The 20,388-nt window shown below is 63.9% G+C and carries 23 protein-coding genes; 12 read left to right on the plus strand and 11 right to left on the minus strand.

Annotated features, from left to right (window positions below; translation table 11 throughout):
• Positions 1-18 precede the first annotated feature (18 nt).
• Positions 19-1,065, plus strand: a complete 1,047-nt coding sequence (locus tag M2281_RS01070; RefSeq protein ID WP_280819252.1) for a DUF1176 domain-containing protein — start codon at positions 19-21, stop codon at positions 1,063-1,065.
• A gap of 110 nt (positions 1,066-1,175) precedes the next feature.
• Here M2281_RS01070 and M2281_RS01075 read toward each other — a convergent pair whose 3' ends face one another.
• The 7 genes from M2281_RS01075 to M2281_RS01105 all read right to left on the minus strand — a co-directional run bounded on the left by M2281_RS01075 (position 1,176) and on the right by M2281_RS01105 (position 7,660).
• Positions 1,176-2,027, minus strand: a complete 852-nt coding sequence (locus tag M2281_RS01075) for an alpha/beta hydrolase (RefSeq protein WP_425537694.1) — start codon at positions 2,025-2,027, stop codon at positions 1,176-1,178.
• A gap of 55 nt (positions 2,028-2,082) precedes the next feature.
• Entirely contained in the window at positions 2,083-3,696 is a 1,614-nt protein-coding gene (locus M2281_RS01080) for a molybdopterin-binding/glycosyltransferase family 2 protein (RefSeq protein WP_280819254.1), read from the minus strand.
• Positions 3,693-4,403 carry an XdhC family protein gene (locus M2281_RS01085; RefSeq protein WP_280819255.1) on the minus strand — a complete coding sequence of 237 codons (711 nt, stop codon included), beginning with the start codon at positions 4,401-4,403 and terminating at the stop codon, positions 3,693-3,695. Before M2281_RS01085 ends, M2281_RS01080 begins: the two co-directional genes overlap by 4 nt.
• A gap of 2 nt (positions 4,404-4,405) precedes the next feature.
• Positions 4,406-4,744: an XdhC family protein gene (locus tag M2281_RS01090; RefSeq protein ID WP_280819256.1), complete on the minus strand. Its 339-nt coding sequence runs from the start codon at positions 4,742-4,744 to the stop codon at positions 4,406-4,408.
• 42 nt (positions 4,745-4,786) lie between these two features.
• Positions 4,787-6,043, minus strand: a complete 1,257-nt coding sequence (locus tag M2281_RS01095; protein WP_280819257.1) for a vWA domain-containing protein — start codon at positions 6,041-6,043, stop codon at positions 4,787-4,789.
• Positions 6,044-6,216: 173 nt separating this feature from the next.
• The gene (locus M2281_RS01100) at positions 6,217-7,143 is read right to left on the minus strand and encodes an AAA family ATPase (RefSeq protein WP_280819258.1); all 927 of its coding nucleotides are present in this window, start codon (positions 7,141-7,143) and stop codon (positions 6,217-6,219) included.
• 16 nt (positions 7,144-7,159) lie between these two features.
• On the minus strand, positions 7,160-7,660 hold the full coding sequence (locus M2281_RS01105) for a flavin reductase (protein WP_280819259.1): 501 nt from the start codon (positions 7,658-7,660) through the stop codon (positions 7,160-7,162).
• Between the two features lie 182 nt (positions 7,661-7,842).
• Here M2281_RS01105 and M2281_RS01110 point away from each other — a divergent pair, with 182 nt between their 5' ends.
• Positions 7,843-8,913 (plus strand): branched-chain amino acid ABC transporter substrate-binding protein, encoded by a 1,071-nt coding sequence (locus M2281_RS01110; protein WP_280819260.1) that lies wholly within the window; start codon positions 7,843-7,845, stop codon positions 8,911-8,913.
• Complete coding sequence (locus M2281_RS01115; RefSeq protein ID WP_280819261.1) at positions 8,910-9,923, plus strand: P1 family peptidase; 1,014 nt, start codon at positions 8,910-8,912, stop codon at positions 9,921-9,923. The genes M2281_RS01110 and M2281_RS01115 overlap by 4 nt, the downstream gene beginning before the upstream one ends.
• Here the strand turns inward: M2281_RS01115 and M2281_RS01120 are convergent.
• Positions 9,892-10,149 (minus strand): DUF2171 domain-containing protein, encoded by a 258-nt coding sequence (locus tag M2281_RS01120; protein WP_280821069.1) that lies wholly within the window; start codon positions 10,147-10,149, stop codon positions 9,892-9,894. The two genes, M2281_RS01115 and M2281_RS01120, sit on opposite strands and share 32 nt — an antisense overlap.
• A gap of 215 nt (positions 10,150-10,364) precedes the next feature.
• Between M2281_RS01120 and purB the strand changes: the two genes are divergently transcribed.
• Positions 10,365-11,672 (plus strand): adenylosuccinate lyase, encoded by a 1,308-nt coding sequence (gene purB, locus M2281_RS01125; RefSeq protein WP_280819262.1) that lies wholly within the window; start codon positions 10,365-10,367, stop codon positions 11,670-11,672.
• A gap of 89 nt (positions 11,673-11,761) precedes the next feature.
• On the opposite strand, the gene M2281_RS01130 is transcribed toward purB, so the two are convergent.
• Positions 11,762-12,574: a VOC family protein gene (locus tag M2281_RS01130; protein ID WP_280819263.1), complete on the minus strand. Its 813-nt coding sequence runs from the start codon at positions 12,572-12,574 to the stop codon at positions 11,762-11,764.
• Between the two features lie 242 nt (positions 12,575-12,816).
• Here M2281_RS01130 and M2281_RS01135 point away from each other — a divergent pair, with 242 nt between their 5' ends.
• Positions 12,817-13,344: a GNAT family N-acetyltransferase gene (locus tag M2281_RS01135; protein WP_342394240.1), complete on the plus strand. Its 528-nt coding sequence runs from the start codon at positions 12,817-12,819 to the stop codon at positions 13,342-13,344.
• Positions 13,345-13,452: 108 nt separating this feature from the next.
• Positions 13,453-14,007, plus strand: coding sequence for an RBBP9/YdeN family alpha/beta hydrolase (locus M2281_RS01140; protein WP_280819264.1), 555 nt, complete (start codon positions 13,453-13,455; stop codon positions 14,005-14,007).
• 6 nt (positions 14,008-14,013) lie between these two features.
• Here the strand turns inward: M2281_RS01140 and M2281_RS01145 are convergent, their stop codons facing one another.
• Both M2281_RS01145 and M2281_RS01150 read right to left on the minus strand, forming a co-directional pair.
• On the minus strand, positions 14,014-14,823 hold the full coding sequence (locus M2281_RS01145) for an HpcH/HpaI aldolase family protein (protein WP_280819265.1): 810 nt from the start codon (positions 14,821-14,823) through the stop codon (positions 14,014-14,016).
• A 106-nt stretch (positions 14,824-14,929) separates the two neighbouring features.
• On the minus strand, positions 14,930-15,250 hold the full coding sequence (locus tag M2281_RS01150; RefSeq protein ID WP_280819266.1) for a DUF1476 domain-containing protein: 321 nt from the start codon (positions 15,248-15,250) through the stop codon (positions 14,930-14,932).
• Between the two features lie 274 nt (positions 15,251-15,524).
• On the opposite strand from M2281_RS01150, the gene purC reads away from it, so the two are divergent.
• The 6 genes from purC (at position 15,525) to purL (ending at position 20,370) form a co-directional block, all read left to right on the plus strand.
• Positions 15,525-16,292 carry a phosphoribosylaminoimidazolesuccinocarboxamide synthase gene (gene purC / locus M2281_RS01155; RefSeq protein ID WP_106725084.1) on the plus strand — a complete coding sequence of 256 codons (768 nt, stop codon included), beginning with the start codon at positions 15,525-15,527 and terminating at the stop codon, positions 16,290-16,292.
• Positions 16,293-16,362: 70 nt separating this feature from the next.
• Positions 16,363-16,605, plus strand: coding sequence for a phosphoribosylformylglycinamidine synthase subunit PurS (purS, locus tag M2281_RS01160; protein ID WP_280821071.1), 243 nt, complete (start codon positions 16,363-16,365; stop codon positions 16,603-16,605).
• A gap of 20 nt (positions 16,606-16,625) precedes the next feature.
• Positions 16,626-16,859, plus strand: coding sequence for a hypothetical protein (locus M2281_RS01165; protein WP_280819267.1), 234 nt, complete (start codon positions 16,626-16,628; stop codon positions 16,857-16,859).
• Entirely contained in the window at positions 16,856-17,524 is a 669-nt protein-coding gene (gene purQ, locus M2281_RS01170; protein WP_280819268.1) for a phosphoribosylformylglycinamidine synthase subunit PurQ, read from the plus strand. The genes M2281_RS01165 and purQ overlap by 4 nt, the downstream gene beginning before the upstream one ends.
• A 60-nt stretch (positions 17,525-17,584) precedes the next feature.
• Positions 17,585-17,998, plus strand: a complete 414-nt coding sequence (locus M2281_RS01175) for a hypothetical protein (RefSeq protein ID WP_280819269.1) — start codon at positions 17,585-17,587, stop codon at positions 17,996-17,998.
• A gap of 155 nt (positions 17,999-18,153) precedes the next feature.
• Positions 18,154-20,370 carry a phosphoribosylformylglycinamidine synthase subunit PurL gene (purL, locus tag M2281_RS01180; RefSeq protein WP_280819270.1) on the plus strand — a complete coding sequence of 739 codons (2,217 nt, stop codon included), beginning with the start codon at positions 18,154-18,156 and terminating at the stop codon, positions 20,368-20,370.
• The last annotated feature ends 18 nt before the right edge of the window (positions 20,371-20,388 follow it).

A 20,388-nucleotide genomic window follows, 5' to 3' on the forward strand; every position in this document is an offset into this window, starting at 1 on the left:
CCCGGGGAGATTCGCCTGATGAAACGACTTTTGCTTGCCGCCACCGCCTCGACCTTGGCCTGCGCCCACGCGCTCGCCGCCGAGCCGGCTTACGTGGACGACCGCTCCGATGCGGCCGCGCTGGTGCGTTCGTTCTACAATGCGGTGGACCGGCAGGAATACACGCGCGCCTGGAGTTATTTCGGCGAAGCCAAGCCGACCGAGAATTTCGAAGAATTCGTCGACGGCTTCAAGGACACTGAAGAAGTGCGCGCTTTGGTGGGCGAGCCGAGCTCGGAAGGTGCGGCCGGCAGCATCATCTACTACATCCCCGTTTCCATCCTCGCGCACGGCAAGGACGGCAGCCAAAAAGTGTTTGCCGGCTGCTACACGGCGCGGCTTTCCAATCCGCAGATCCAGGCCGAGCCGCCATTCGTGGGGCTGCACATCGAAAAGGGCGAGCTGAAGCCCAGCGACAAATCTTTGGAGGAAGCGCTGCCGGCAAGCTGCGGCGACGTTCCGCCCCCAGCCCCCAAGGACAAAGTGCTGGAAGAGGCCAAGGCCGCATTCGCGGCTACGCGTTCGGCGCAGTGCAGTTCACTGGCGCCGGGCCAGCCCGACGACGCCACCAAGCCGGAAGACTACACGATCACCTATCACGACGGGAACGAAGGCGCGGCCGGCCCCGAACGCAAGGCGCGGCTCATTCGTTTCTTCTGCACCTCCGGCGCCTACAACCAGATCCATGTCTACTATCTGGCCGACGAGGCACGGGGCCTGCGCGAGCTGCATTTCGCGACACCCGAGCTCGACATCCACTACGAAGGCAACAATACCGAGGGCAAGGTCGAAGCCATCAACATCACCGGCTTCCGCGCCGAGAACGCGCTGATCAACTCGACCTACGATCCGCAGGCCCACACCATCACGTCGAACGGCAAGTGGCGAGCCAAGGGCGACGCCTCATCGAACGGCACCTGGCTGTTCCGCAACGGCGATTTCAGCCTCGTGGAATACGACGTGGACGCCACCTATGACGGTATCGTCAATCCCGAGACCATTTTGGACTACAACTCGGCACCCTGACCTCTAGAGCGTGATCCCGAAAAGTTGCAGACTTTTCGGACAAGATCATGCGGCAAAAACAAAAACTTAGAGCGAGATCGTAATTCAACGAGAAAGCATCTCGCTCCAGGTCAGCGCTTGAGCGACAGCATCCAGTTCAGCACGCCGCGCCAGTCGGTCATACGGATCGGCGTGCCGTGCGTGCCGGTCTCAAAACGCACGAAGCGCGTCGGATAGCCGGGCGACTTGGCCGAGATCGAGCGGAAGAAGGCTTCCTGCTTCTCGATCGGGAAAACGATGTCGTGGCTGCCCTGGCCGAAGAACACCGGCACCTTGCGCTTGAAGGCCGCGCTAGTGAAAAAGTCCTCGTCCCATAGCGATCCGAGGAGCAACAGACCGGAAAGGTGCGGCGCGACGGTCTTATCGGCGGCGAGCTTCCAGCACAGCGACCCGCCCATGGAACCGCAGGCGACGAAGACCGACGCGCCCGGCGACGCTTCAGCATAATGCGAAATCAGCGCGGCGATCTGGGCTGCGCCCTTGTCGCCGAAATCGGGAAAATCGGGCGAGAGATAGAGGCCGCCATTTTCGGCCATCAGGTTCTTCACACGGTTGAAATTGCCGCCGAAGGTGAAGTCGTCGACGCCCTGCTTGCGGCTACCGCCCTGCCCGTGCAGGTAGATGACGATCAGCTTCGCGCCCTGCTGCTTGCCCACCGCGAAGTGGCGGATGTCGCCGATATCGGTCTTCAGGACGAGATCATTCTGCACGCTGCGCACGCCGGTGGAGATGTACTGTCCGCGCACACGCCGTTCGGGGATTTCGTCGCGCGCATTGATATCGCGCATCTCGCGGTAGTCGACCACCATGTAGGCCCCGCCATCGCCGGTGGAGAGCACGCCGGGATAGGCGAAGAGGTCGTCCTTGAAGGGCGAGAGCGTCAGCCCGTCAGCCAAAGCAAGCGAAGGCATCGCAAGCGCCATCAGCCCTGCAGCAACGGCGCTGCGCCACCGAACCAGAAATGTCATGCGTCCCCGCTCACCTTTCCTGCAGCACGCCGCCGGCACTTTCCAGCGCATCGCGCGTGTCGACGTCGAGGGCAGCGCCCGCGCCGATCTCGACATCGACGGCATTGGCCCCCTCGGCCTCCACGATATGCCTCGCGCCGGTGTCGCCCTGCAAGCCTGCAACGGCGGGAAACAGCGAGCGCGGCAGGAGAACCGGGTTACCGCGGCGGCCTTCATGAGTGGCGCGCACCACCGGCCGCCCGCCGCCCGACTTGAACGCCGTGATCATACGGTTCAGGTCGTCAGCAGTGATACCCGGCATGTCGCCGAGCACGATTAACGCACCCGTGATATCAGGCGGCAGCGCCGCAATCCCTGCCTTCAGCGAAGAGGCAAGTCCAGTCGCGAAATCCGGGTTGTGCACGAACTTCACGGCGAGCCCCGAAAGCGCGGCCTCGATCCTGTCGGCCTGATGTCCGGTAACGACGACGGTGGTCGCAGCATTGCTCGCCAGCGCACGCTCCACCGTAAGGCGGATGAGCGGCCGGTCGCCGAACAGCGCCATCAGCTTGTTGGGCCCACCCATGCGGCTTGAGCGGCCGGCCGCCAGCACCACGACGCCGACCTTCGCGGAAACCGGCCTTTCGCGCGCCTCGCGCGGCTGCGGCCGCGTCGGGATTTCCATCAGAAGGCCGCCCACGCCCATGCCGGCAATGTCCATTGCCGATACCGGCAGGCCGGCGATCACGCGGTCCAGAACCCAGTCAAAACCGTTCTCCTTCGGGCTGCGGGCGCAGCCCGGCGCGCCGATCACCGGCTTGCCGCCGATCTCGCCGATCACAAGCAGGTTGCCCGGATCGACCGGCATGCCGGCGCGGATGACCCGGCCTCCGGCCTTCATGATGGCCGCCGGGATGACGTCCTCGAAATCGCACATGGCCGAGGCGCCAAACACCAGTACCATGTCGTTGTCGCGCACCAGCGCCTCGACCGCCTCGGCCACCGGCGCGGCCTCGTGCGGCGTGCGTCGTTCCTCGGTGATCTCGCTTTGCGAGCGCGCCAGCCGCTCGACCGTGATCGCGGAGGTCTTGTCGAGCACGCTGCCCTTGATGCCGGGCAGGACGGTCTGGATCATGCCCACGCGCAGCGCGCGGAACGGTTTTATGGCAAAGGCCTCGCGCCCAGCGCACAGCGCCACCACCTGATCGACCAGCTCACCTGCTACGGCAAAGGGGATGATCTTGACCGTGGCGACCATCTGCCCGGCCTGCACTTCGGCATAGTCGGGAACGGTCGCCAGCGTGATCGCGGGGTCGACGGCGTTGATCGCATCGACCAAAGCCTTGTCGACGATGAACACACCGGCTGTTTCAGCATGAAGATTGACGCGGCCGGTCGCCGCCGCCTTCACCTCGACATTGCGCACCATAAGCGCGCGCGCAATGCGCTCAGCCGCCTTGTCTTCGCTGACATCGCCCGGATCGAGCCGTGCAACGACCAGTTCGCGGATACCGGTCGCCTTCAGGAACGCGATGTCGTCGGCGTTCAGGAGATGTGCCTTGCGGAACCGCCGCTCGCCAGCAGTCAGCGAGTGCGCCAGCACCGCGCCTGCGGCTTGATCAATGCTGACCGTTCCGAACTTCACGCCGCCTCCCCCTTGGGCTGCCGTGCCGCGCCCCGCGACCGGAATGCGCGGATCGCTTGCGCCAGAACCGCGACCGCGATCTCTGCCGGGCTCGCCGCGCCGATGTCGATGCCGATCGGCGAGAATATCGTGTCGATCCGCTCGGCCGGCACACCCATCGCCATCAGCCGTTCCACGCGCTTGGCATGGGTCTTCCGGCTGCCCAGCGCGCCGACATAGAAGCAGCCGGCTTCCAGCGCCGCCTTCAGCGCAAAGTCATCGATCTTGGGGTCATGCGTGAGTGCCGCCAGACCGGTGTAGCTGTCGAGCGGATGCAGCTTCAGCACGTCTTCCGGCCATTCGGGATGAAGCGTGACATCGGGAAAGCGCTCAGGCGTTGCAAAGGCCGTTCGCGGGTCGATGATCTCCAGCGGATAGCCGGCCACCTGCGCCATCGGCGCCAGCGCCTGGCTGATATGCACCGCGCCGATCACCACCAGCCGCGGCTGCGGCAGATGCGCGTTGAGGAAGAAGCTGCGGCCTTCGGCCTCCACCACGCGCGAGGCACCGGTGCGAAAAGCTTCGGCAATCGCGACGCCAAGTTCGCCCGCAACCACGTCACCCTCGCACACGAGGCGGTCGCGGCCGTCACCGAGATCAGTCACGAGTACGGCCGCGCGGCGGGCGCGGCGTTCGGCGTTCAGCTTCTTGAGATGATACGGGTCCATGATCAGCCCAGCCGTTCGACATAGACACGGATGCGGCCGCCGCAGGAAAGCCCCACGCGCCAGGCGGTCTCGTCGGCCACGCCGAATTCGAGCACTCTGGGCTTGCCGCTCTCGATCACGTCGGCGGCCTCGGCGATCACCGCGCCTTCGACGCATCCGCCGGAAACCGAGCCCTGGAAATTGCCTTCCGAGTCGATGACCAGGCAGCTGCCGGCCGGGCGCGGTGCCGAGCCCCATGTCTCCACCACGGTGGCGACGGCGACATCCCGGCCGCTCTTCATCCACTCTTCGGCGATGAGCAGCGGGTCGCGGCTTTCGTCCAGATGGGCTGTGTTCTCCATGACTGCTCCTCCGTGGCCCCGATAAGGACCTGCTTTATATGGTCACGCGGCCTTGGAACTGCCAATCCCTAGCCAACGCCGAGGGTCGACATCGACGGTCGTCCGACGGTCCAGCGAAGCGCAGAGATCGGCGAGCGCATCGAGATTGTGGACCGCGCGGAATTCGTCAACATGCGGCAACATGGCCCGCACCCCGCGCGCCCGCGCCTCAAAACCTTCGAAGCGCAGCAAGGGGTTCAGCCAGATCAGCCGCCGGCAGGAGCGGTGCAGCCGCGCCATCTCCGCCGAAAGCTCTCCCACGTCATCGCGTTCCAGCCCATCGGTAATCAGCAGCACGACGGCGCCCTGCCCCAGCACCCGGCGCGACCAAAGCCGGTTGAACTCGTGCAGTGCGTCGCCGATGCGCGTACCGCCCGACCAGTCCTTCACCGCCGCCGAGCAGTCGGCAAGTGCGGCGTCGGGGTCGCGATGGCGCATCTGGCGGGTCAGGTTGGTCAGCCGCGTGCCGAAGACGAAAGTGTGCACATGCCGCCGCATTTCGGTCAGCGCGTGCAGGAAATGCAGGAAAATGCGCGTGTACTGGCTCATCGAGCCGGAAATATCGGCCAGCACCACGATGGGCGGACTGATTTCGCGGGCCGAGCGGAATTTCGGCAGGATCAGCTCGCCGCCGGTGCGGGCGGCCGAGCGCATCATGGCGCGCGGGTCGGTGCGGCCGCGCGTGTCGGGTTGGTAGCGTCGCGTGCGCACCGTGTCGAACGGCAGTTGCAGCTGGGCGATGGCGCGCTTGGCATCGCTGATCTCGGCCGCCGTCATCTGCGCGAAATCCTTGCCGCGCAGCACCTCGTTGCCCGAGACGGTGAAACGCGCGTCAATCTCGAATTCGGGCATCTCGCTGACGGGTTGGCTCTTCTGGTGCCCCTCGAACATGGCGTCCGCCACGCGGCTTTCGGCGGCACGCGGCTTCTGCTTCTCGCGATTGTCGGGCGCGACCGGCGAGAACATGGCAATCATCTTCTCGATCAGCTCGCGCGACTTCCAGAACAGGCGGAACGCCTCATCAAAAGTCGCATGGTCCTCGTGGCGCGTGACCAGCACCGCATGCAGCGTCCAGTAAAAATCCTCGCGCGAGCCGATGCCGGCGGCCAGCACTGCCTCGATAGCATCCTTCACCGAGGACGGGCCGACGCGCATGCCCGCCTTGCGCAGCGTGCGGGCGAAATAGACGATGTTGTCGGCAATGCGCCCGTCGGGAACGGGCACAGATCCTGAGGGTTTTCGGGTAGCTCCTAGGGTCATACCCCCACCCATAACCCCTCCCCACAAGGGGGAGGGAGACTTGCGGAAGTGCTTCCTGCACCAGATTCGGCAATGTCGGCCGAGAGGAAAACGGAAGCGCGAAACAGTTCCCCTCCCCCTTGTGGGGAGGGGTTAGGGGTGGGGGTAAATCGACACCACGCCACCATCACCAACTACTCCGCCGCCGACAGCTCGGCCTTCACTTCCTGGAGGATGCGGCGGCCTTCGCCTTGCTGGATGCGCGCGATGTCGTCCTGGTATTTCAGCAGAACGCCGATCGTGTCGGACACCGTTTCGGGATCGAGCGCGACTTTGTCGAGCTCGGTCAGCGCGCTCGCCCAGTCGATGGTCTCGGCCACGCCAGGCGCCTTGAACAGTTCGATCTCGCGCAGCTTCTGGATGAAATTCACCACCTCGGTGGACAGGCGACGGTTGGCGTCCGGCACCTTGCGGCGCACGATCTCCAGTTCGCGCGCGGCATTGGGATAGTCGACCCAGTGATAGAGGCAGCGCCGCTTCAGTGCGTCATGGATTTCACGCGTGCGGTTGGAAGTGATGATGACGATCGGCGGCTCCTCGGCCTTGATCGTGCCGAGTTCCGGCACCGTCACCTGGAAATCGGACAGGATTTCGAGAAGGTACGCCTCAAAAGCCTCGTCGGTGCGGTCGAGCTCGTCGATAAGGAAGATCGGTGCGGCCCCCGCTTTGCCGGTCAGTGCCTCGAGCACCGGGCGGCGGATCAGGTATTTTTCGGAGAAGACGTTGCGCTCCATGTCGCGCCGGTCGACCTCGCCGGCCGCCTCCTCCATGCGGATTTCGATCATCTGGGCGGCGTAGTTCCACTCATAGACGGCAGAGGAAACGTCGAGCCCTTCATAGCATTGCAGGCGGATCAGCCGGCGGCCAAGCCCGCTGGCCAGCACCTTGGCGATTTCGGTCTTGCCCACGCCCGCCTCGCCTTCGAGGAACAGCGGGCGCTTCATGCGCAGGCTCAGGAACAGCACCGTCGCCAGCGCGCGGTCGGCAACGTAATCGGCCCCTGTCAGCATCTCCAGCGTTTCGTCGATGGAGTCGGGTACCGGCCGTGCCGCGTCGCTCATTGCGTCTCCGTGGGCCTCACCGGCCGAGTACGTGATAGCCGCGATCGTGATAGATCAGCGGCTTGAAGTTATTGCTCACCCGCAGGCCTGTCACCTTGCCAAAAAGCACACGATGGGTGGCGAGGTCCTTGGTGTCGACGAGTTCGCAGTCGAACACGGTCAGCGCGTCGGTCAGCGTCGGCGCGCCGCTCGCAATCGTCTCCCACTCGCCGAGAGCAAAACGCTCCTCGGTGGGCAGGCGGGTGATGCCGGAGAAGGCCGCCGCCAACTCCTGATGATGCGCGGCAAGCGTGTTGAGCGCGAAATTGCCGTTCTTGATGAAGAGATCGTTGTTGGGGTTCTCGCGGTTGAGACACACCAGGATCATCGGCGGGGTGTCGGAAACCGAGCAGGCCGCAATCACGGTTGCGCCACGTCGCCCAGCCTTGCCGTCGGTCGTCACGACATGGACAGCACCGGCGAAATGAGCCATCGCGTCGCGATAGGCCTGCGGCTCGACATCATATTTCTTCAACACCAGAGAGATTCCCGCGATTGTCAGTTGCCCGCTATATATGCCCGCTATTACCGCGTCACAAGCAAGGCGGCTTGGGCCAGTCAAGTAAGTCAAGGAATTAGCTTGTTGCGGAAATTCGGGGCAGCCTTTACGTCTTGGCCCGAAATGACGCCGGCTATCGCTCGCCGGCAGTGGGGAAAGGCATGCGGATTGCACGTTTCGTCATAGGCGCCTTGGCTGGCCTGTTCATGGCCGGGTCGGCGCATGCCGAAGCGCTGCGCCTTGGCGTGGCGGCTCCGCTCAGCGGCGCCTCGGCCGTCCTTGGCGCGCAGATCCGCGCCGGCGTGCAGGCCGCAGCTGAAGACGGCTCGGTGACGCTCGAGATCGTCGACGATGCCTGCACGGCCGATGGCGGCACAAAGGCCGCCAAGCAATTCGCCAAAGCCAAGGTGCAGGCCGTGGTCGGCTTCCTTTGCGGCGAAGCCATCGAAGCTGCGATGCCGATCCTGAAAGATGCCGGCATTCCCGTCATCACCATCGGCGTGCGCACCGACAGCCTCACTGACCAGCGCGAAAAAGCCGGCTGGCCGGTGTTCCGCCTTGCCCCCCGCGCCGACAGCGAACACGAAGCGACTGGCCGGCTGCTGACAAGGCTCTGGCGCGACAAGCTGTTCGCGATCGTCGACGACGGCACCATCTATGGCCGCGAACTCGCCGAGAGCTTTCGCACTGCTGCCCAGCAGGACGGGCTGAAGCCAGTCTTCAACGACACGTTCCGGCCTCAACTCGACAACCAGGTCGCACTCGTCGGCCGCCTGCGCAAGGCGGGGGCCACGCATGTCTTCGTCGGCGGCGACCGCGACGACGTCGCGATCATGGCGCGCGATGCCCGCAAGATCGGCTTGAACATGGTGTTCGCCGGCGGTGAAACCCTACGCGCGGCCCCTGGTCCCGTGCCGCTGGCTGCCGGCACGCTGATGATCGCCCTGCCCGAATGGCAGGAGGTCGCCGAACCCGCCGTGGCCGAGAAATTCAAGACCAATGGGGTCATCCCCGACGGCTATGTCCTGCCAGCCTATGCGGCCGTCGAAGTCGTCCGCGCGGCGGCGGCCGATGCGAGCGCGAGCGGCGACCTCAAGAAGGCGCTCACCGAACATGATTTCCAGACGACAATCGGCCTTGTAAGGTTCGATGCCAAGGGCGATCTGTCCGACAACCCGTACCGCGTCTTGCGCTACGACGGGACGCGCTTCGTGCCCGTGGAGGTGCAATGAGCTTCAAGGCCGGCCCCCGCAATCTCATCACCGACGTCGCCGGGCTGAAGGTCGGCAACTCCGCTGACGCGAAGCTGAAATCGGGCGTGTCCGTAGTGCTCTGCGACGAGCTGGCGGTGGCCGGCGTGCAGGTGCTGGGCGGTGCGCCCGGCACGCGCGAGACCGATCTTCTTGAGCCGCACAATTCGGTCGAGGCGATCAATGCCGTGGTGCTTTCAGGCGGCTCGGCTTTCGGGCTGGACTCCGCGTCTGGCGTGCAGGCGGCGCTGCGCGAGCGCGGCATCGGCTTTGCCGTGGCCGACCAGCGCGTCCCCCTCGTTCCCGGCGCCATCCTGTTCGACCTGATCAATGGCGGCGACAAGAACTGGGGCCGCTATCCGCCCTATCGCGAGCTCGGCTACGAGGCGGTGCAGAACGCAGCCGTCGATTTCGAGATTGGCACCGCCGGCGCCGGCACTGGCGCGCTCGTGGCTGGCCTGAAAGGTGGGCTCGGCTCGGCCTCGACCGTTCTGCCAAACGGCATCACCATCGGCGCGCTGGTGGCGGCAAATCCCGTCGGCGCGGTCACGGTCGGTCGCAGCCGGCATTTCTGGGCCGCGCATTTCGAGATCGGCGACGAGTTCGGCGGGCTTGGCCTGCCCTCGCCTCTGCCTGCTGAAGCGACCGACATCGAACTGAAATTCCGACAGCGGCCGGTCGCCGGCGCCAACACCACGATTGCCGTGATCGCCACCGACGCGGTTCTGACCAAGCCTGCCGCCAAGCGCCTGGCGATTGCCGCGCATGACGGCTTTGCCCGCGCCATCTGGCCGACCCATACGCCGATGGACGGCGACCTCGTCTTCGCGCTGGCCACTGGAAAGAGCGGCATCGCACCCGATGCCGACGACATCACCGACCTTTACGCAGCAGCGGGAGCCACCATGGCGCGCGCCATCGCGCGGGCGGTGTATTCGGCGACGCCCGCGCCCGGCGACCTCATGCCTGTGTGGTCTTCGCTGTCGAGGTGATCGGCTGGTGGCCGTCCTCTTCTTCCTCGAAGGTGACGGCGACATCCGAATTGGCCGACAGGCGCACCTTGTCGCCCTCCACCTCGGCCACGAGTGCTAGCGGGATAAAGTGGTTGTGATGGCGGTGCGAGCCCTGCCCGCTATCCTGCTTCGAAAGCATGATGCGCTGGCCGGTCACCGCCTCGACGGAGCCTATATGCACGCCATCGGCGCCGATGACCTCCATGTGCTCGCGGATCTGATGAATGGCTTCTTCGCGTAACTGGTCGGCGGCGGTCACGGCTCTATCCTCCCTTCGGCGGGCTTGCCCGGATAACGCCTCGTGGCGGATTTGGATGCATATCTGCCCCCGACCTCCATTTGCTGGTAAGCTCCATGCATTGAGCAATGGGGCTTGGTCTGTTAGGAGCCCCCCATTCAACGCTTAACGGACAGCTCGACATGATCCCTCGCTATTCGCGCCCGGAAATGGTGGCCATCTGGTCGCCGGAAACCAAGTTCCGCATCTGGTTCGAGATCGAGGCCTATGCCTGCAATGCGCTGGCCGAGATCGGCGTCATCCCCAAGGAAGCGGCGAAGACGATCTGGGAAAAGGGCGGCGCGGCCAAGTTCGACGTGGCGCGCATCGACGAGATCGAAGCCGTCACCAAGCATGACGTCATCGCCTTTCTGACGCATCTGGCCGAATTCATCGGTCCCGACGCCCGCTTCGTCCACCAGGGCATGACCTCGTCGGACGTGCTCGACACCACGCTCAACATCCAGCTGGTGCGTGCGGCCGACCTGCTCCTGGCTGACATGGACCGCGTTCTGGCCGCGCTGAAGACGCGCGCCTTCGAGCACAAGGATACGGTTCGCATTGGTCGCAGCCACGGCATCCATGCCGAGCCGACCACGATGGGCCTCACCTTCGCCCGCTTCTATGCCGAAATGTCGCGCAACCGGGCTCGCCTGGTTGCCGCGCGCGCAGAAATCGCCACCGGCGCCATTTCGGGCGCGGTCGGCACCTTTGCCAATATCGATCCCTATGTTGAGGAATATGTCTGCGCCAAGCTCGGTCTAGCGCCGGAGCCCGTCTCCACGCAGGTCATCCCGCGCGACCGGCACGCCATGTTCTTCGCCACGCTCGGCGTCATCGCTTCCTCGATGGAGAATGTCGCGATCGAAATCCGCCACATGCAGCGCACCGAGGTGCTCGAGGCAGAAGAATTCTTCTCGCCGGGCCAGAAGGGCTCGTCGGCCATGCCACACAAGCGCAACCCGGTGCTGACCGAAAACCTCACCGGCCTCGCGCGCCTCGTGCGCATGTCGGTCACGCCAGCGATGGAAAACGTGGCGCTCTGGCACGAGCGCGACATCAGCCATTCGAGCGTCGAGCGCGCCATTGGCCCCGACACCACGATCACCCTCGACTTCGCGCTGAACCGGCTCGCCGGCGTCATCGAGAAGCTGGTGATCTACCCCGAAAACATGATGAAGAACCTGAACAAGTTCCGGGGCCTGGTGCATTCGCAGCGCATGCTTCTGGCGCTGACGCAGGCCGGCGTGTCCCGCGAGGACGCCTATCGCCTCGTCCAGCGCAACGCCATGAAGGTCTGGGAAGAAGGCAAGGATTTCCTTGAGGAACTCTTGGCCGACGAGGAAGTGCGCGCAGCACTTTCCGAAGAGGACATCCGCGAAAAGTTCGACCTCGGCTACCACACCAAGCATGTCGACACGATCTTCAAGCGGGTGTTCGGAGAAAGCTGATCTCGCGAAACCGAGAGTCACAGACTTCCTAAAAAAAGAAGGGCCTGCGCAGCGTGGCGCAGGCCCTTTTCTTTTGTATTCGATTAGTGTCAAGCCTTGCCTGGCACCGTCCTGATCACGGTGCCCCAAGGGTCTTCCCGGGTCTCGTTCGCCTTGGCGTTCGCCGAGCGCATCTCGACCCAGCTCAGGCCCGTGCGGCTGGCGTCGCGCTTGCCGGCATGCGGGCTCTGCCAGGAATTGGCGGCGATGTGGTGGTGATAACCACCGGACGACAGGAACACCGCCTGCCCGCCATACACTGCCATGGTGTCGAAGCCGAATTCCTTGTTCCACCAGGCCTCGGCTTCCTTCGGATCGCCGACGCGCAGATGCACATGGCCGATAACGCTGTTTGCCGGCGCGCCCTTCCACTCCGCATTGTCGGCCGGCACCGAAGCCAGCACGTCCGGCACATTCAGGCCAATCGTCGCCATTTCGACGTGCGAGCCGTGCCATTTCCAGTTTTCGCGTGGGCGGTCGGCATAGATTTCAATGCCGTTGCCTTCGGGATCGGTCAGATACAGCGCCTCGCTGACGAGATGGTCGGATGTGCCGTCGACCGGGATGCGGTGGTCGATCGCATGCCGGATCCAGCGGCCGAGATCGGCGCGCTCGGGCAACAGAAACGCGGTGTGGAACAGTCCGGCGCTGCGCGGATCATCCGGCTTTGCCGCCCGATCGGCCTCGATGTCGAGCAGGGGCCGGCTTCCCACGCCAAGTGTGATGACCGAGCCGTCTCGCGACAGCTCATCGAGGCCCACCACCGCCCGGTAGTAGGCCGCGAGCTTGTCGGCGTCCTTCGCCTTGAGGCCGACGCGGGAAACGCTGACCGGCGTGGTGGCGGCAAATGGCAGTTCGCTCATGTTCGGCTCCGTGCGGCCGGCACCCACCGTCGCCCCAAGGGCGAACAAGCGGCGCTGCCGACCAGTTTGCGTCGTGTCAGGTTCAAATTCCCGGCCGACGCAATTGTTTCGTCTCCCAATAAATCGACCAGCAACACCGTTCACACAAGGCAGCAAGTTGCGAACACCGCGTTCACTAGATCGATTAGCGACGGCGCTGCCGCAATTACCGATTGTACCAAGCGGCGATAAGCGAAGACGCATTGGCTGCCCTTCTGCTAACTGGGGTAAGCAAAGATCTTATCCGAGTGCGGTTCATGAACACCGAGCAATCCTTCTCCCTGCGCCCCGCTCATCAAGGCGATGGCCAAGCTGTGTTCGACGTCACGCGCCTTTCCGTACGCGCGCTTGCGAAAAACCACTATTCGTCCGGGCAGATCGACGGCTGGATGGGAAATCGCACTACGGAATACTATGAGGACCTCATCGCCATGGGGCGAATGGTCGTCGCCGAGCAAAACGGCAGGATCGTCGGCTTTGTCGACACCGAGCCCGGAGAGGTCACCCGGCTATTCCTCTTGGAGGAAGCAGCCGGTTCAGGCCTCGGCAAGCAGTTGCTCGAAATCGGCATCAAGAATGCCCGCTTGGGGCACAAAGGCCCGATCAAGGTCGAGTCCACGATCAATGCCGAGGGCTTTTATCGGAAGCATGGTTTTCGCACGATCGAGAGAGGCTTTTTCTCCCATGGCGTGGGCGGAGACCCAATCGAAATCGTGCACATGGAGTTATAACGGGAAGGAGTTGTTGCGTGCACTTGCCGTGGGCCGACCAAGGGATCACTGCTCATTCGAGCGCCTTGAAGGTTGCACCGCGGCGAAGGCGTCGCTACATGCGCGATCATGAAGGTCAAAGACGCAGATATCCTCATCGTTCCCGGTTACACCAATTCCGGGCCGGACCATTGGCAGAGCCGCTGGGAGTCAAAACTCTCGACGGCGCGCCGCGTCGAGCAGGCGGAGTGGTCCAAGCCCGTGCGCGAGGACTGGGTGGAAGCGGTCGCAAACGCGGTGAACGAGGCTGAAAAGCCGGTCGTCATCATCGCCCATTCGCTCGGGGTGCCGGCCGTCATCCACGCCGTACCGCTGTTCACGAAGCCGGTTGCCGGTGCCTTCCTGGTTGCTCCGCCGGACGTCGCCAATCCTGAGATCCGGCCGAAGCACCTGATGACCTTCGGCCCCTACCCGCGCGATCCGCTGCCGTTTCCGTCAGTGGTGGTGATGAGCAGCAACGACCCGTTCTGCTCGCAGGAGATGGCCGCCGACATCGCCGCAGCCTGGGGCTCGCAGCTGATCCATGCCGGAGAAGCCGGCCACATCAATGCTGACGCCGGCTACGGTCCATGGCCAGAAGGCTCGATGGCTTTTGCGAACTTCCTGTCGCGACTGCCTGGCTGAGCCGGGTCAGTAACCCGTTTTCCCGGAACCCTTGCGGGCCTGCGGCGCGCCGAGGGTGTCGCGCGCGGTCTTGAGCAGGCTTTCGGCGCCCAGCGAGATGTAGCGATGCTCGGTGCCGAGCGCCAGGAAGCGGTAGCCCATCTCCACGAATCGGCCGCACATGCCGGCATCGACCACGAAGATGCCGGCATGCTTGCCTGCCACCTTCGCCCGGGCCGCGATACGCGCCAGCGTTTCCATCATGTCTTCAAGCGTCGCGTCCACGGTCTCTCCCTCGGTCCAGGCGATGGAAAAATCGGCCGGACCGACGAAGATGCCGTCAATGCCGGGTGTCGCCAGAATGCCGTCGAGCACGTTTAGCGCTGCCCTGGTTTCGATCATGGCGAAGGACACAGTCGTCGCATTGCTCTCGCGCAGCCAGGCAACCGGATCCTTGCTGCCGTAGCGCGGTGCGGCGAAGGTCGGCCCCCAGGAGCGTTCGCCCACCGGCGGATACTTCATCGCGGCCGCAAAACGGCGCGCATCCTCTACCGAATTGACCATCGGCGCGATCACCGCCTCGGCGCCGAAGTCAAGCGCACGGCTGGCCATGTCGAAGCGACCGACCGGAATGCGCACCACCGGATGCTTGGCCGCACGAAGCACCGGCACGATGCTGCGCAGGATGCTGTCCTCGTGGTGCCCGCCATGCTGCATGTCGAGCGTGACCGCATCAAAACCCTGGGCGGCCACGATCTCGACCGTCAGCGCGTCCGGTATGCCGGACCAGGCCGTGAGCAGCGTTTCACCGGCGTTCAGGCGGGATGCGATCGTCATGGGCAAGGCTCCTCGGATTTGCCGTCATCTGAACCGGAAACGACTGCCAAGGCAAAGAAAAACCGCCCGGCAAGCGGGCGGTTCGTTGGTCCAGAGCGCAGGTCGCTCAGCTATTCTTGATCTGCTGGGCTGCGACGGCGAGCATTTCGTCCATCGTGCGGCGGATCTGATGATCCGACTGCTCAACGCCAGCCGCGTCGAAATCGCGGCGGATCTTGCGGAACACGTCGTGGTCGCCCGCTTCCTCGACGTCCGACATCACCACTTCCGTGGCATAGGCCTCGGCGTCGGGGCCGGTCTTGCCGAGCTTTTCAGCCGCCCAGAGGCCGAGCATCTTGTTGCGCCGGGCCATGGCCTTGAACCGCAATTCCTCGTCCATGACGAACTTCTTCTCGAAGCCCTCTTCGCGGTCCTTCATACTGGTCATACGCAATTCCTCCGGATCAATGCCGATTCGCGACTGAGTATATGGGTTGGGCCAACACAAACCGAAAGCCGTTTGCCGGTCAATATAGGCACTACTATGCTGCACTGCGGCATTTTGCTTGCAAAAGCAGTTGATCGCGCAGAATTGCTCATTGAGCAAACGGCGCGTTTGGGATAGAGACCCCTTGAAACCCCATGAGCGCCGCGATCTTCGCGCGCGAGATGCCAGGGAGCGGCCTCCGTGCCGTCGGCCCTTGAACTCAGAGAACAATGAGATGAAAAATCGCCGCCGCATCTACGAAGGCAAGGCCAAGATCCTTTATGAAGGACCTGAGCCGGGCACTCTGATCCAGTTCTTCAAGGATGACGCCACCGCCTTCAACAAGAAGAAGCACGACATCGTGGACGGCAAGGGCGTGCTCAACAACCGCATTTCCGAGCACATCTTCACCCATCTCAACCGGATGGGCATTCCGACCCACTTCATCCGCCGCCTCAACATGCGCGAGCAGCTGATCAAGGAAGTCGAGATCATCCCGCTCGAGATCGTCGTGCGCAACATCGCCGCCGGCTCGCTGGCAAAGCGCCTCGGCATCGAGGAAGGCACCGTGCTGCCGCGCTCGATCATCGAGTTCTACTACAAGGCCGATGCGCTCGACGACCCGATGGTGTCGGAAGAGCACATCACCGCCTTCGGCTGGGCAAGCCCGCAGGAAATCGATGACATCATGGCGCTCGCCATCCGCGTCAACGACTTCCTCTCCGGCCTGTTCCTCGGCGTCGGCATCCAGCTCGTCGACTTCAAGATCGAATGCGGCCGCCTGTTCGAGGGCGATATGATGCGCATCGTCGTCGCCGACGAGATTTCGCCCGACAGCTGCCGTCTGTGGGACGTCAACACCCAGGACAAGCTCGACAAGGACCGCTTCCGCCGCGACATGGGCGGGCTCGTCGAAGCCTACCAGGAAGTGGCGCGCCGGCTCGGCATCATGAATGAAAACGAGCCGCCACGCCCCACCGGGCCGGTCCTCGTAAAGCACTGAACCAAATCCTCGGGCGCGTTCAAAAACGCGCCCGAACAACTTTTAGTCGACTTCTCGGAGTGAAATGCCCGTGATCAAGGCCCGCGTAACCGTCACCCTCAAGAACGGCGTGCTCGACCCGCAAGGCAAGGCGATCGAACATGCACTCGACAGCCTCGGTTTCGACGGCGTGCATTCGGTGCGCCAGGGCAAGGTGTTCGACCTCGAGATCGAAGGCACCGACCCCGCCAAGGCCGAAGCCGACCTCAAGGCCATGTGCGATAAGCTTCTGGCGAACACGGTCATCGAGAACTATAGTGTGTCCATAACCTGAGGTTGAAGCCGGAGGCGGCGGTGACAGAAGTCACAAATGACCTGATGTATGAATTGCTCAAGCGCATTCATTCAGATCTCTCCGAAGCGAGATTCGACCTCCAGGAGATCAAGCGGCGAATGACTGGCGCGGAGGAAGCACTTGCAGGTGTGAACCGAAGGTTGGATCGCCACGAAGATCGCCTCGATCGCATAGAACGCCGTCTCGAACTGCGCGAACTCGCCGAAACGCAAAGGCCTTACGAACCGAAATGAAATCTGCCGTCGTCGTCCTCCCCGGCCTCAATCGCGACCGCGACATGATCGCGGCGCTGACCAAGATTTCGGGCACCGCACCCGTCACCATCTGGCAGACTGACACCGAAATCCCCGATGTCGACCTGATCGTCATCCCCGGTGGCTTCTCCTATGGCGACTACCTGCGCTGCGGCGCCATCGCAGCCCGCATGCCGGTCATGCGCGCCGTGGCCGAAAAGGCAGCTAAGGGCGTTCAGGTCATCGGCGTGTGCAACGGCTTCCAGATCCTGGTCGAATCCGGCCTGCTGCCGGGCGCCCTGATGCGCAACACATCGCTGAAATTCGTCTGCCGCGAGGTGAAGCTGCAGGTGGCCAATGCCAACACCGCCTTCACCCATCGCTACCAGCCGGGCCAGATCATCCGCTGCCCGGTCGCGCACCATGACGGCAACTATTTTGCCGATGCCGAGACGCTGGCGCGCATCGAGGGCCAGGGCCAGGTGGTATTTCGCTATGCCGAAGGCACCAACCCCAACGGCTCGATCAACGACATTGCCGGCATCGTCAACGACAAGGGCAACGTGCTCGGCCTGATGCCGCATCCCGAAAACCTGATCGAACCGGCCCATGGCGGCATCGATGGGCGCGGGCTTTTCGAGAGCGCGCTTGGCGTGGCGGCCTGAACGGCTCAGAAAAATCCCACCGACCGCAACCCAGAGATTTGAAAAGGCGAATGTCGCGGCATGAAGAAGCTTTGCATGGTTTCCGCAGTGTTTTCGGCGCTGCTTGCGCTTGGCGCTTGCCAGTCCGGCTCCAAGCCTTCGAGCCCGACTGCTGGCTCGGGCAAGAGCGCATCGCTGAGGACCATGGAGCAGGTGGCGATTGCCGCGCACAAGTGCTGGTTCGCCAGCAAGGACCCAGCCTTCAGGCAATATCGCATGGCCAATGAGCTGAACGCCTTCGGCGGCACGCCACGCTTCCTGCTGGTTCCGGCCAAGAACTATGGCGGCCTGCCGCTGCTGGTCGTGCAGGCGCGCGGCAATTCGAGCCGCCTCGAGCATTTTGGCCCGCTGACGAGCGAGCCGCTCGGCGCGCGTATCAATGCCGATCTCGACCGCTGGGCAAGGGGCAGGAGCGACTGCGGCAGCGCGGCCTGACCGGATGGGCAAGGGACTGAAAAAAGCGGAGAGGTCCCCTGCCCGCACTATGACACCGCTATCTTGTGCCATGCGTCATCGCAATCCTTGCAGACCTTGGCATTTCACGCTTTAGAAATGTTCCGAAGCCGAACTGACGGAAAAGGCCCGATCCCATGACCATTTCCAACACCGTGAAAATCACGGACGAGCTGATCGCATCGCACGGGCTGAAGCCCGACGAATACCAGCGCATCCTCGACCTTGTCGGGCGCGAGCCGACCTTCACCGAGCTCGGCATCTTCTCGGCCATGTGGAACGAGCACTGCTCGTATAAATCCTCCAAGAAGTGGCTGCGCACCCTGCCCACGACGGGCGACGTGGTCATCCAGGGTCCGGGCGAGAACGCCGGCGTGGTCGACATCGGCGACGGCGACTGCGTGGTCTTCAAGATGGAGAGCCACAACCACCCCTCCTACATCGAGCCCTATCAGGGCGCGGCGACCGGCGTCGGCGGCATCCTGCGCGACGTCTTCACTATGGGCGCTCGCCCCGTGGCGGCAATGAACGCGCTGCGCTTCGGCGCGCCGGATCATCCCAAGACCAGGCATCTGGTGGCCGGTGTCGTTGCCGGCGTCGGCGGTTACGGCAATTCCTTCGGCGTGCCGACGGTGGGCGGCGAGGTTAATTTCGACCCGCGCTACAATGGCAACATCCTGGTCAATGCCTTCGCCGCTGGTCTCGCCAAGACCGACGGCATCTTCCTCTCCAAGGCCGAAGGCGTCGGCCTGCCGGTGGTCTATCTCGGCGCCAAGACCGGTCGCGACGGCGTCGGCGGCGCCACCATGGCGTCTGCCGAATTCGGTGACGACATCGAAGAAAAGCGCCCCACGGTGCAGGTGGGCGACCCCTTCACCGAAAAGTGCCTCTTGGAAGCCTGCCTTGAATTGATGGCCTCGGGCGCGGTCATCGCGATCCAGGACATGGGTGCTGCCGGCCTCACCTGCTCGGCAGTCGAAATGGGCGCCAAGGGCGATCTCGGCATCGAGCTCGACCTCGACGTGGTGCCGGTGCGCGAAGAGCGCATGACCGCCTATGAGATGATGCTCTCGGAAAGCCAGGAGCGCATGCTCATGGTTCTGTGGCCCGAAAAGGAGGAAGAGGCCGAGGCGATCTTCCGCAAATGGGGGCTCGACTTCGCCATCGTCGGCAAGACCACCGACGACCTGCGCTTCCGCGTGCTGCATCAGGGCGAGGAAGTCGCCAACCTGCCGATCAAGGAACTCGGCGACCAGGCGCCCGAATATGATCGCCCGTGGACGGAGCCGAAGAAGCGCGAGCCGCTGGCCAAGGACGACGTCCCTCAGGCCGACGTGGCCGACGCCCTTCTCAAGCTGCTTGGCAGCGCCAATATGTCGAGCCGCCGCTGGGTCTGGGAACAGTATGACACGCTGATCCAGGGCAACTCGCTACAGCTTCCTGGCGGCGACGCCGGCGTGGTGCGCGTGGAAGGCCACGCCACCAAGGCGCTCGCCTTCTCGTCGGACGTGACGCCGCGCTATTGCGAAGCCGATCCTTACGAGGGCGGCAAGCAAGCCGTGGCCGAATGCTGGCGCAACCTGACCGCGACCGGTGCCGAGCCGCTGGCCGCCACCGACAACCTCAATTTCGGCAATCCCGAGCGCCCCGAGATCATGGGCCAGTTCGCCAAGGCCGTCACCGGCATCGGCGACGCCTGCCGCGCGCTCGGCTTCCCGATCGTGTCGGGCAACGTCTCGCTCTACAACGAGACCAACGGCCAAGGCATCCTGCCCACGCCGACCATCGGCGGCGTCGGCCTCATCCGCGACTGGTCGAAGATGGCGCGCATCGGCTTTGCGGCCGAAGGCGACGCGATCCTGCTCATCGGCGCGCCGGCCTCCTGGGGCACGCATCTGGCGCAGTCGGTCTATATGCGCGACATCCATGGCCGCACCGACGGCCCGCCGCCGGCGGTCGATCTGGAGCACGAGAAGAAGGTGGGCGATTTCGTCCGCGCCCTCATCGCCGACGGCATTGCGACCGCCGTGCACGACCTCTCCGATGGCGGCCTTGCCGTTGGCCTCGCCGAGATGGCCATGGCTTCAGGCATCGGCGCAACCGTCAACCAATTGAAGGACTTGTCGCCGATTCCTGTTTTCTTCGGCGAAGACCAGGGCCGCTATCTCGTGACGATCCCGCGCGACCGCGTCGACTGGTTCTACCAGGAGCGCGTCAAAGATACGGGCGTCTTCGCGCCCTGGATCGGCACCACCGGCGGCAGCGAATTGAAGCTGGGCGACGCCAGCGCAGTTGCCGTCACCGCGATGCGCGAAGCCCATGAATCGTGGTTCCCGAAATTCATGGATGCCTGATCGTCAAAGGGCGATGTT

Source organism: Pseudaminobacter soli (ex Li et al. 2025) (genome assembly GCF_029892515.1).
GTDB lineage: Bacteria > Pseudomonadota > Alphaproteobacteria > Rhizobiales > Rhizobiaceae > Pseudaminobacter > Pseudaminobacter soli_A.

Bases quoted from the DNA above. Each gene is read 5' to 3' on its own strand.
- M2281_RS01120 (WP_280821069.1), bottom strand. From the start codon at position 10,149: ATGGAGGTCATCGGCGCCGATGGCGTGCATATAGGCTCCGTCGAGGCG.
- M2281_RS01115 (WP_280819261.1), top strand. From the start codon at position 8,910: ATGAGCTTCAAGGCCGGCCCCCGCAATCTCATCACCGACGTCGCCGGG.
- purL (WP_280819270.1), top strand. From the start codon at position 18,154: ATGACCATTTCCAACACCGTGAAAATCACGGACGAGCTGATCGCATCG.
- purB (WP_280819262.1), top strand. From the start codon at position 10,365: ATGATCCCTCGCTATTCGCGCCCGGAAATGGTGGCCATCTGGTCGCCG.
- M2281_RS01140 (WP_280819264.1), top strand. From the start codon at position 13,453: ATGAAGGTCAAAGACGCAGATATCCTCATCGTTCCCGGTTACACCAAT.
- M2281_RS01130 (WP_280819263.1), bottom strand. From the start codon at position 12,574: ATGAGCGAACTGCCATTTGCCGCCACCACGCCGGTCAGCGTTTCCCGC.
- M2281_RS01085 (WP_280819255.1), bottom strand. From the start codon at position 4,403: ATGGACCCGTATCATCTCAAGAAGCTGAACGCCGAACGCCGCGCCCGC.
- M2281_RS01150 (WP_280819266.1), bottom strand. From the start codon at position 15,250: ATGACCAGTATGAAGGACCGCGAAGAGGGCTTCGAGAAGAAGTTCGTC.
- M2281_RS01100 (WP_280819258.1), bottom strand. From the start codon at position 7,143: ATGAGCGACGCGGCACGGCCGGTACCCGACTCCATCGACGAAACGCTG.
- M2281_RS01090 (WP_280819256.1), bottom strand. From the start codon at position 4,744: ATGGAGAACACAGCCCATCTGGACGAAAGCCGCGACCCGCTGCTCATC.
- purQ (WP_280819268.1), top strand. From the start codon at position 16,856: ATGAAATCTGCCGTCGTCGTCCTCCCCGGCCTCAATCGCGACCGCGAC.
- purC (WP_106725084.1), top strand. From the start codon at position 15,525: ATGAAAAATCGCCGCCGCATCTACGAAGGCAAGGCCAAGATCCTTTAT.
- M2281_RS01070 (WP_280819252.1), top strand. From the start codon at position 19: ATGAAACGACTTTTGCTTGCCGCCACCGCCTCGACCTTGGCCTGCGCC.
- M2281_RS01145 (WP_280819265.1), bottom strand. From the start codon at position 14,823: ATGACGATCGCATCCCGCCTGAACGCCGGTGAAACGCTGCTCACGGCC.
- M2281_RS01075 (WP_425537694.1), bottom strand. From the start codon at position 2,027: ATGGCGCTTGCGATGCCTTCGCTTGCTTTGGCTGACGGGCTGACGCTC.
- M2281_RS01110 (WP_280819260.1), top strand. From the start codon at position 7,843: ATGCGGATTGCACGTTTCGTCATAGGCGCCTTGGCTGGCCTGTTCATG.
- M2281_RS01175 (WP_280819269.1), top strand. From the start codon at position 17,585: ATGAAGAAGCTTTGCATGGTTTCCGCAGTGTTTTCGGCGCTGCTTGCG.
- M2281_RS01095 (WP_280819257.1), bottom strand. From the start codon at position 6,043: ATGACCCTAGGAGCTACCCGAAAACCCTCAGGATCTGTGCCCGTTCCC.